We start from the raw sequence: 3,094 nt of genomic DNA on the forward strand, positions 1-3,094 counted from the left end.
GATCCAGATCCCGCCACATCACCCCGGCCGGATGCACGGGTGGCAGGGTGCGGTCGGGTAAGGCGGACGCCCACGCGACGGCCAGCGCACCGCGGGCCAGCGGCCCGGCGGGCACTGCCAGCGGCGCGGTGCGCAGGGTGCCGTCAGCGTGCAGGTCGCGGGCATGGCCGACCGCGTAGCCGGCCGCGGGATGGGCGGCGAGCGCGCCGCTGAGGTCGGCGAGCGCGTCGGGTTCGAGCTCGTCGTTGGCGTCGAGGTTCTGGACCAGCGGCGCGGTGCACGCGCCGAGGGCGATGTTGCGGGCGACCCCGGGGCCTTCCTGGGTGCCGTGCGCGGCGATCCGGACCCGGCCATCGCCCGCCGCTCCGCAGGCGGTCAGCGCGCCGAGGACCTCGTCGGGCGACCCGTCGACCTGAACCCGCCACGTCCAGTGGGGATGGCTCTGCCGGTGCAGCGAATCCCACGCCGCGGGCAGGTAGCCCGCGTACTCGGCGTGTACCGCGGTGACCACATCGACCCGCATGTTCGCAGTATGTACCGATCCGCCCCGCAGCCGTGTGGTACATATCCGGAGAAGATCTGACGGAGGGGGCACATGGACGTCGCATCGATCAATGCGCGGCTCGGTCAGGCAGCCTCAGCCGACTCCCGCGAGTTGGACCGGGTCTGCGAGGACGTCGCCGCCGAGCTGATCGACGCGAACATCGAACCCCCCTTCCGGATCCCATCGGCGGACTTCGTCACCGACCCCTGGCTGATCTGCGCCGACCGGTACTGGCGCCGCAGGTTCCTGCGCGAGCCCACCGTCGAGGTCGCGGCCCGCTGCGCCCGCTGGCTGCACGACCACACCGACGGCCCGACCCGCCCGGGCATCATCGAGAAGTGGTCGCTGGGCTACGCCTTCATCACCAAGGACACCGTCGAGTCCCGCCATGACCTCACCCTCGCCACCGGCCGGATCGTCGAGGCGTTCCAGGGCTCCACCGACATCTGCTACTTCGCCGCGCTGTACCACGCCGGCAAGCTACGCGCGAACTTCTGGTTCGACGAACTCCACCAGTTCCTCGAATCCTCTTCCTCGAATCCTCCCTGCTGGCCGTCGCCGCCGGCCACCACCGCGACGACCCGCTGTTCACCGGCCTCCATGCGTTCGCAGCGTTCGGCAGCCGCACCATCACCACCAGCCACGCGCTCGAACTCCTCGACACGGCCTGGAGCGCCGTCCCCCGGTCCCGTGCCGTCGTCGACGTCTGCCTCAACGCCCTGGGAGCCGCCCCACCGTTCCCCGGCCAGGGCGAACAGCTACGCCAGCGCGCCACCGACGCCGTCGCGGAGTTCCCCGACGATCATCTTTTCCGGTTCCGCCTCGCGTGCGGTCAACGCAGGTGCGGCGACTACACCGAGGCGCTGGCCACCATCGACACCGCGCTGCGCCTGCTACCCGCGATCGGCACCCGGATCAGCCACCAAGGGGACGTAATGAAGTAACAAATACGTGATCGAGAGCATCATCGCAGGTCACAGGCCTGTGGAGGGTTCGAAACGCGCAAGTTATTTCATTTCGACTCCCAACTCCTCCAGGAGCAGTACCTACGCGAACGCGGCATCATCCAGAAAGGGCTGGAGCTCGCGGAATGGACCACCAGCCAGCAGACCCGCTGGCGCGACCAGGACACCGCCAACCGCGACCTCCGCCGGACCCTTCAGACCTCCGCCATCCGCGCCGTCGAACTCGTCACCGTCTTCACCGCCGCCATCGCCTTCGCCGTCGGCTCACTCCAGATCACCCTCACCGGGATCCTTACCTTCCGCGACCGGGCCATCCTGCTCACCATCCTCGGCGCGGGACTCCTGCTCTTCGCGTCCCTCATCATCGCCGGCACCTGGATCATCACCGGCCGACACCAGCCCGACCCTGGCGCCCCACCGGACAGGACCAGCAGGCCCTGAGCCTCACGCGCGCCGTCGCGCCCCTCTCCACCTCCCCAGGTCCCGGAACTGGCTCCCAGGTCCCGGAACTGGCGAAGCACCTCGACGCCCGGGCCGAGGGGCCCGCTCCCGATGATCGGCTTGACCACGGGCCAGATCGACAGTCGACCGTGCTTCCAGGTCCGAAGCCAAGCCATCCGGGCTCGGCCCTGCCGGGCATGACGCGGCGACGCGGCGACGCGGTCAGGTACGGGCAGTCGGGTCCTGATAGCATTGGATATCGCCTGCAGGTTCAGCCCTTGGAGGTGCGGTCGATGTCCGACGTGCTCATTCGTGACGTACCCGATGACGTGCTGGCCGCCGTCGAGGCTCATGCCGCCAGGCTCGGCCTGTCTCGCAACGAGTACCTTCGCCGGCAACTCGCCCAGGACGCGGCGCGCTCGATAGCCCCGGTGACCCTGGACGACTTGCGCTGGTTCAGCGCCGCGTTTCGTGATCTCAGCGACCCCGAGGTCATGCGGCAGGCCTGGACGTGACCACCACGGCCGAGACGCAGCGTTGGCTTGTCGACAAGTCCGCCCTCGTCCGGCTGAGCGAGAGTCCCGATGCCGACCTGTGGCTGTCCCGTATCCAGCGAGGTCTGGTCCGTATCACGACGGTCACGATTCTGGAGGTCGGCTTTTCCGCGAGATCCGTCAATGATCTTCGTGTCAGGTTACGCCGGCCGCCGGTCTCGGCGATGCCCGTCGAGAACGTGACGCCCCGGATCGAGTCCAGGGCCGTGGAGGTTCAAGGGCTGCTCGCCGGCCTCGGGCACCATCGCGCGCCGTCCGTCCCCGATCTGATCATTGCTGCGACGGCCGAGCTGGCCGGGCTTGTGGTGCTGCATGTCGACAAGGACTTCGAGTTGATCGCCGCGGTCACCGGGCAGCCCACCGAGCGACTCCGCCTGTCGTAGCGGCCAGGAGGAGCCCGCCCACCCACGGGTAGCCGCCGCCGAACTTCGGCGTCACTTCGGCACAGCCGACCGGAGTTCACCGGCGCGAGCCGGACGGCCCCAGGGGGACATCGAGGCTGAAACGCCTGGTAGGCAAGCGCTTCAGGCTGCTGATCGAAGTGTGCCCCCAACGGGAACCAACACAGAATAGTGCAGGTGTCAAGGGCC

The 3,094-nt window shown here is 68.9% G+C and carries 5 protein-coding genes; 3 read left to right on the plus strand and 2 right to left on the minus strand.

The window, feature by feature from the left end; translation table 11 throughout:
• A partial coding sequence (locus ACY45C_RS07905) for a glycosyltransferase family 2 protein (RefSeq protein WP_462186977.1) occupies positions 1-523 on the minus strand: 523 nt, incomplete at its 3' end.
• A gap of 72 nt (positions 524-595) precedes the next feature.
• Between ACY45C_RS07905 and ACY45C_RS07910 the strand changes: the two genes are divergently transcribed.
• On the plus strand, positions 596-1,480 hold the full coding sequence (locus ACY45C_RS07910) for a hypothetical protein (RefSeq protein WP_462186978.1): 885 nt from the start codon (positions 596-598) through the stop codon (positions 1,478-1,480).
• Positions 1,481-1,703: 223 nt separating this feature from the next.
• Here ACY45C_RS07910 and ACY45C_RS07915 read toward each other — a convergent pair whose 3' ends face one another.
• Complete coding sequence (locus ACY45C_RS07915) at positions 1,704-2,078, minus strand: hypothetical protein (protein ID WP_462186979.1); 375 nt, start codon at positions 2,076-2,078, stop codon at positions 1,704-1,706.
• A 165-nt stretch (positions 2,079-2,243) separates the two neighbouring features.
• Here ACY45C_RS07915 and vapB point away from each other — a divergent pair, with 165 nt between their 5' ends.
• Together vapB and ACY45C_RS07925 are read left to right on the plus strand one after the other, a co-directional pair.
• Complete coding sequence (gene vapB / locus ACY45C_RS07920) at positions 2,244-2,465, plus strand: type II toxin-antitoxin system VapB family antitoxin (protein WP_462186980.1); 222 nt, start codon at positions 2,244-2,246, stop codon at positions 2,463-2,465.
• Positions 2,462-2,887 (plus strand): PIN domain-containing protein, encoded by a 426-nt coding sequence (locus ACY45C_RS07925; protein ID WP_462186981.1) that lies wholly within the window; start codon positions 2,462-2,464, stop codon positions 2,885-2,887. Before vapB ends, ACY45C_RS07925 begins: the two co-directional genes overlap by 4 nt.
• The last annotated feature ends 207 nt before the right edge of the window (positions 2,888-3,094 follow it).

It is taken from the genome of Frankia sp. CcWB2, assembly GCF_977927585.1.